Annotated in this window: 7 protein-coding genes; 3 read left to right on the top strand and 4 right to left on the bottom strand. The window is 75.0% G+C overall.

All coding sequences use genetic code 11. The features are described from left to right. The 3 genes from Q7T52_RS07330 to Q7T52_RS07320 all read left to right on the top strand — a co-directional run. On the top strand, positions 1-556 hold a 556-nt coding region (locus Q7T52_RS07330; RefSeq protein WP_304800908.1), incomplete at its 5' end, for a GDSL-type esterase/lipase family protein. Between the two features lie 50 nt (positions 557-606). Continuing rightward, positions 607-1,701, top strand: a complete 1,095-nt coding sequence (locus Q7T52_RS07325) for a radical SAM protein (protein ID WP_304800906.1) — start codon at positions 607-609, stop codon at positions 1,699-1,701. Between the two features lie 43 nt (positions 1,702-1,744). Next, complete coding sequence (locus Q7T52_RS07320; RefSeq protein ID WP_304800904.1) at positions 1,745-2,137, top strand: DUF2237 family protein; 393 nt, start codon at positions 1,745-1,747, stop codon at positions 2,135-2,137. A gap of 69 nt (positions 2,138-2,206) precedes the next feature. Here Q7T52_RS07320 and Q7T52_RS07315 read toward each other — a convergent pair whose 3' ends face one another. The 4 genes from Q7T52_RS07315 to Q7T52_RS07300 all read right to left on the bottom strand — a co-directional run bounded on the left by Q7T52_RS07315 (position 2,207) and on the right by Q7T52_RS07300 (position 6,170). Beyond that, on the bottom strand, positions 2,207-3,076 hold the full coding sequence (locus tag Q7T52_RS07315; RefSeq protein WP_304800901.1) for a hypothetical protein: 870 nt from the start codon (positions 3,074-3,076) through the stop codon (positions 2,207-2,209). After that, positions 3,076-4,731 carry a copper resistance protein CopC gene (locus tag Q7T52_RS07310; RefSeq protein WP_304800898.1) on the bottom strand — a complete coding sequence of 552 codons (1,656 nt, stop codon included), beginning with the start codon at positions 4,729-4,731 and terminating at the stop codon, positions 3,076-3,078. The genes Q7T52_RS07315 and Q7T52_RS07310 overlap by 1 nt, the downstream gene beginning before the upstream one ends. Before the next feature lie 7 nt (positions 4,732-4,738). Next, positions 4,739-5,530, bottom strand: a complete 792-nt coding sequence (locus tag Q7T52_RS07305) for a YcnI family protein (RefSeq protein ID WP_304800895.1) — start codon at positions 5,528-5,530, stop codon at positions 4,739-4,741. 79 nt (positions 5,531-5,609) lie between these two features. Further along, positions 5,610-6,170, bottom strand: a complete 561-nt coding sequence (locus tag Q7T52_RS07300; RefSeq protein ID WP_304800894.1) for a hypothetical protein — start codon at positions 6,168-6,170, stop codon at positions 5,610-5,612. Positions 6,171-6,211 lie beyond the last annotated feature (41 nt).

Genomic DNA, 6,211 nt, shown 5'->3' with positions numbered 1-6,211 from the left:
GGCCCGCCTCGAGGACCGGCTCGCCGCCAGGCTGGTCGGTGGCCTGGCCGCGCACGGCCACGCCGCGACCTCCCGGGTCGACGCGGTCCCGGGCGCGCGGAGCGCCGGGCTCGCCGCCCAGGTCGACGCGGGGCTGCCCTGGGCTCCCGACGTCGCGCTCGTGGTGGTCGGGGCCAACGACCTCACCCACCTCGTGCCGGTCGACGCCGCCGTACGCGACCTGGCTCACGCCGTACGACGCCTGCGCGCGGGTGGCGCGGAGGTCGTCGTCGCCCCCGCGCCCGACCTGAGCGCCGTCCCGCACGTCCCGGTCTTCCTGCGCGAGGTCGTGCGGGCGGCCGGCGAGCAGCTCCGGGCCCGGCAGGCGTCGGCCGTCGTCGCGGAGGGCGGGCTCGTCGCCGACCGCGACCAGGTGGCGTCGCGCGCGTTCGCGACCGACGCGACCCTGTTCTCCGCCGACCGGTTCCACCCGTCGAGCCGGGGCTACGCCGTCATCGCCGACGCGCTCCTGCCGACGGTGCTCGACGCGGTGCGGGCGGTCGAGGCGGCGTCCTGACCACCCCTTGGCGCGGAAGCCCGACGACGTCGCACTCGTTGGGACCAGTGATGAGCACCGTCGCCGCGCCTCGCCGCCCCCGCCTCTGGCTCCCCCAGCACGTCCAGGTCACGCCGGCCGCCGCCGAGCAGCCGCACACCGCCGAGATCCTGCGCCGGCTCGAGGCCGCGGGGGTCGAGGACGTGCGCGTGCTCGGCTCCAACCGGCTGGTCGGGCTGAGCGACGGCAGCGAGCGCGAGGTCTACGCCCGCGCCAAGGCGACGCTCGCGGTCGTCGTCGCCCCCGCGAGCGTCCTCAAGCCGCAGCCCATCCCGCCCAGCGCCGACTGGAAGATCGACCTCGCGCGCGGCTGTCCCGCGCACTGCCAGTACTGCTACCTGGCGGGCTCGCTCCAGGGCCCGCCGGTGACCCGGGTCTACGCCAACCTCGACGACGTCCTGGCCGGCATCGGCACCCACGCGGGCCGCGGGTCCGTCACGTCGGGCACCGAGGCGCGCGGCCACGAGGGCACGACCTTCGAGCTGTCCTGCTACACCGACCCGCTGGGGCTGGAGCACCTGACCGGAGCCCTCGGCACGGCGATCGAGCGCGTCGGAGCCGGGCGGTACGGCGACGACGTGTCGCTGCGCTTCACCACCAAGTTCGACGCGGTTGACGACCTGCTCGCCCTGCCGCACGGGCGCCGCACCCGGATGCGGGTGTCGGTCAACGCCGACGAGGTCGCGGGCCGCTTCGAGGGCGGGACCGCCGGCGTGCCCGAGCGGCTGGCGGCGCTGCGGCGGATGGCCGTGGCCGGCTACCGCGTCGGGCTCACCGTCGCGCCGATCATGCCCCTGGCGGACTGGCGGTCGTCGTACGGCCGGCTGCTCGACGACGTCGCCACCACCCTCGACGGCGTGCCCGACCTCGACCTCACCGTCGAGGCGATCACCCACCGCTTCACGCCGGGGAGCAAGGAGGTGCTGCTCGGGTGGTACCCGCGCACCCGCCTCGAGATGGACGAGGAGCAGCGCACGGCCAAGCGCAACAAGTTCGGCGGCGTCAAGCACGTCTACCCGCGCGAGGTGATGGCCGAGATGCGCTCCTGGTTCACCGCCGCGATCGCCGAGCGGCTCCCCGGGGCGCCGCTGCTCTACTGGACCTGACGCGGTGGCCGCACCCGACCCCGCGAGGTGTCACGCTGTGGCCATGACGGACCTCAACGTGCTGGGCGACGAGCTTGAACCCTGCGGGACCGAGCCGATGACGGGGTTCTTCCGGGACGGCTGCTGCCGCCCGTCGGACCAGGACCCGGGCAGCCACACGATCTGCGCCGTCGTGACCCCGGAGTTCCTCGCGCACCAGCAGGCGATCGGCAACGACCTGGTGACACCGCTGCCGATGTACGGCTTCGACGGCCTCCACCCCGGCGACCGCTGGTGCGTCACCGCGCGCAACTGGGCGCGCGCCCACGACGACGGCGCGGCCGCGCCGGTTGTGCTCGCCTCGACCAGCCGCGCCGTGCTGACCCTGGTGCCGCTCGACGTGCTGCGGCAGCACGCGGTCGACGTACCGCCGGACCTGAGCGGGCTCGACGGCTAGCACCGCCCCACGGTGGTCGAGCCGGGCGAGCCCCCGGCGAGCCCGCGTCGAGACCGCCGTGGGGTGGCGTCAGGCGACGGTCGTCGTCAGGGGCACCGTGTGGACGAACCCGTCGACCCGCACCTGCACGAAGAACCGGTACGTGCCCGGGGTGCCGAGGGCGGTGTGGAAGGTGAGGTCGCTGCCGTCGTCGGTGATGGACGGCGTGCCGAGCGGGTGGGCGTGGACGAAGGCGCCGGTGGCGGTGTCGAAGCCGGTGAGGTGGGCGTAGGAGCCGAGGTAGGTGCCGAGGTTGAGGACACCACGGTCGCCGTCGGAGACGGTGAGGTCGAACTGCGTGTCCTCGCCCGCGGGCAGGGTCTCCGGGGCGGTGACGGTGACCATGCCGTCGCTGCCGGTGCGGCCCGGCTCGTCGGGCACGGCCGGGGACTCTCCCGCGACCTGGGCCCGCTCGCCGAGGACGACGTGGCTGCCGTCGGGGTTCTGCTCCTCGTCGTCGGGGACGAACTCGGCGACGACGCGGTAGCGGCCGGGGTCGGTGAGGTCGACCCGTGCGGTCCAGGTGCCGTCGTCGCCGAGCACCGGGTGGACGTGGCGGAAGTCGGTGAGGTCGTCGCGGACGACGTAGAGGTGGATGAGCTTGGTCTGCTCCTCGACGTACTCCGTCACCGGCTCGCCGCGGGAGTCGAGGATCTGGAAGGTCAGGTCGCTCGGCACCCGCGACTCGGTCGGGAACGTGAGGCCGGCCATCGAGTAGCCGCCCGCGTCGGCGGTCGTGCCGTCGCCGAGGAACGTGTCGTGGGTGTGGGGCTGGCCGTCGCCGGGGCCGAGCACCTGCCGGCCGTCGTCGACCGGCGGGTCGTCGCTGCAGGCGGCGAGCGAGCCGGCCAGCATCAGGCCGGCGGCCAGGAGGGAGATCGTGCGGTAGGTCGGTCGCATCAGGACACCTCGAAGCTCACGGTGGTCACGGGGTTGTCGAACTCGGACGCGCGCAGGCTGACCTGGACCTCCCAGGTCCCGGGCGCGGGGATGACGGTCTCGACGACGTAGGTGCCGGCGTCGGTCGGGACGACCGGCTGCGAGCCGAGGTCGACCGACCCGTCGGCGGAGGCCACCGACACCGTCGGCTCGGCGAACCCGTCGAGCGGCTCGCCGGCCTGGTCCTGCACCTGCACGGTGATCGTGTTGGGCCCGCGGGTCCGCGGCGCCATCGTGGCCAGCACCTTGGTGCCCGCGTCCTCGGCGAGCACGCCGACCTCGACGCGCGAGGCCACGGGCGCGCGGTTGCTCGGGCCCTCGCGCGGCGACTGGTTGGTGAGGAACCCGGTCACGCCCAGCAGCACGACGAGCAGCCCGGCCTCCACGCGCACGACGTCGCGCACCCTCAGGACCGAGGCCCGGCGGGCGCCGTGCCCGGCGGCACCGGACCGGCCCGTCGCCGCAGGCAGCAGCCGCCAGCGGTTGAACCCGGCGATCGCCGCCACGACGGCGGCGATGCCGACCTTGACCAGGAGCAGCCGGCCGTAGGTGGTGTCGAACAGCGGGTCCCAGCCGCCGAGGATCCGCCACCCCTGCAGGCTCCCGGTGACGGCGAGCAGCCCGAGCAGCCCGGCCGCGACCGCCGAGAACCGGCTCAGCACCAGGGCCGCGTCGCGCTCGCGTCCGGACAGGGCCCGGAGCGTCAGCACCAGGCCCACCAGCCCGCCGAACCAGGCGGCGCCGGCGCTCAGGTGGAGCACGTCGGTGGTGACGAGCAGCCACACCGGCTCGATCGCACGGGAGTGCCCGACCACGGCGGGTGAGACCGTCGCCACGGCTGCAGCGGCGATCGCGACCCGGGGCCGGGCCAGCTGTGTGAGCGCGACCACGAGACCGACCACCTGCAGCCCGAGGACGACGAGGTCGTCACCGACGAGCGCCAGGTCGACCGCGGCCGACTCGCCGAGCTGGTCGAGACCCAGGCCCTGCTGGTAGGCGCCCGTCAGCGGGATGCCGGCGAACCCTGCGACCAGCGCGACCCCCGCGGCCGACCAGGCGACCTTGAGGACCCGCTCGCCGACGGCGTCGTCGACGCGCACCCCCCGCATCGTCCAGGCCAGGAACAGCACCAGCCCGGACGCGAGGAGCAGCCCGGCGTAGGACAGGCCCTGGAAGACGCTGAGCACCGACCGCACCTCGGCCGGGTCGACGTCGGGCAGCTGCGGGGGCGCGACCTCGGCGCTCGGCGCCCCGACCGAGAAGGTCAGGGACCCGGCGATGGGGTGGCCGTCGGCGGAGATGGCCCGCCACACGACGACATAGCTGCCGTCGGCGAGCTCGTCGGGCAGGTCGGTGGTGATCACCGTGTCGCGCGACGTCGAGTCGGAGTCGACGGGCTCGCCGGCAGCGTCGAAGACCTGCACGGCGCCGGCCGGCAGCGAGACCGGCTCGTCGAACGTGAAGGTCACGACGTCGGGCGTCGCGGCCAGCACCTCCCCCTCGGCGGGGTCGGTGCCGACCAGGGTGGCGTGCGCGGACGCGGGCGCCGCCGCCCCCACCACGGTCACGAGGACCGCGGCGAGGGCGGCGAGCAGCAGCGCCGCGCGCTTGATCACGCGGACGTCAGGCCGTACGACGCGAGCGCAGCAGCGCGAAGCCGCCGACGAGCAGCCCGGCGACGCCGGCCACCAGCCCGGCGATCGCCAGCCCGTTGCCGTCGTCGTCGGACGAGGCGGCCGACTCCTGGGTCTCCGCAGCGGAGCCGGTCTCGGTCGAGACCGCTGCGGCCTCGCCCTCCTCGCCCTCCTCGGCTGCGTCGTCGTGGGTGGCCCCGGCGTCGTGGTGGCCCCCCTCGCTCGCCTCGGTCACGGCGAACGCCGGCGCCGGGTTGTCGAGGTCGTCCTCGGACTGCCCGGCCTCGGCGATCTCGGTCCAGGCGGTCTCGCCCTGGGCGCAGGTCTGGATCGTGGGGAAGCTCAGGGTCTCGCCCTCAGCGTCCTCGGGCAGCTGCAGCTGCACCTCGAACGTGTCGCGGTAGCCGTCGGGCAGGGGCGTCTTGGCGGTGTAGGTGACCGTCGAGACACGCTCGGTGAGCTCGTTGCCCTCGGCGTCGGTGACCGCGGGATCGAGCTTGGCGACCTGCTTGGTCACGTCGTAGTAGTCGTTGCGCGTCGGCGTGGCCGCGTTGATCCCCTCGGGGATCGAGATCGTGACGGCGGTCGTCGGCGAGCCCTCGCAGCCGTGGCCGACGCTGAACGTCAGCACGGAGTAGGACCCGGCAGCGGTCGTCGAGGGGGTCACGGTCACGTGGGCCGAGGCCGGCCCGGCGAGGCCGAGGGTGAGGAGGCCGGCGACACCGGCGACGGCGCCGATCCGGGTCAGGGCGCGCGTGGAGGTACGTCGAGCAGTAGGCATGGGTGGTCCCGTTCTGGGTGAGGTGTGGTCAGGCTGGAGACGCCTGACGAGTCCTCGGACCGGGACGGTCGGTGGAGGGTCAGGCGGTGGCGAGGGCGGCGGGCGGCCCACGTCGCGGTGCGGCCGCGACCACGAACCGGCTCAGCAACGCCGACGGCGCGGGCACCGGGGCCGGCACCAGGCGCAGGGACGGCAGCGGCGGCAGGGGCTGCCGGGTCCAGGTCACGACGACCTCGCCCGCCCGCGCCCGCAGCTCCCACAGGAGTGCGGTGAGCAGCCCGCCGCCGACGTGGACGACGAGCATCGACGGGTCGAGCAGCGCGTGCGCGTGACCGGCGTGCGCGCCGGCGGCCATGTGACCCATCGGGTCGGTGCCCATCGTGAGTGCCGTCAGCCAGGCGTGCAGCAGCAGCTGTGCCGCCACCAGCAGGGGTACGGCGACCCGCGGCCGCACGCGACCGCGCAGCACCAACAGCCCGGTGCCGAACACCGCGGCGGCCATCACGGCCAGCCACGGCAGGGACGGCAGGCTGCCGCCGGCCCACAGGTGGCCCGCGGCCAGCGCCGCGGTCACCTCGACGGTCGCGGCCGCGGCGCGGAGGGTGACACCCTCGCGCGGCAGGACCCGGACCGTCAGCACGGGGTCATTGTGCCTGGTGCGACGAGGGTCGGCAGCATCGG

The sequence above is a fragment of the Nocardioides sp. genome (genome assembly GCF_030655615.1).
Taxonomy (GTDB): Bacteria; Actinomycetota; Actinomycetes; order Propionibacteriales; family Nocardioidaceae; genus Nocardioides.
This window is presented reverse-complemented; position numbering and strand designations above follow the sequence as displayed.

Excerpts from the sequence above, each read along its gene's own strand:
- Q7T52_RS07305 (WP_304800895.1), bottom strand. The coding sequence starts at position 5,530 with ATGCCTACTGCTCGACGTACCTCCACGCGCGCCCTGACCCGGATCGGC.
- Q7T52_RS07315 (WP_304800901.1), bottom strand. The coding sequence starts at position 3,076 with ATGCGACCGACCTACCGCACGATCTCCCTCCTGGCCGCCGGCCTGATG.
- Q7T52_RS07325 (WP_304800906.1), top strand. The coding sequence starts at position 607 with ATGAGCACCGTCGCCGCGCCTCGCCGCCCCCGCCTCTGGCTCCCCCAG.
- Q7T52_RS07320 (WP_304800904.1), top strand. The coding sequence starts at position 1,745 with ATGACGGACCTCAACGTGCTGGGCGACGAGCTTGAACCCTGCGGGACC.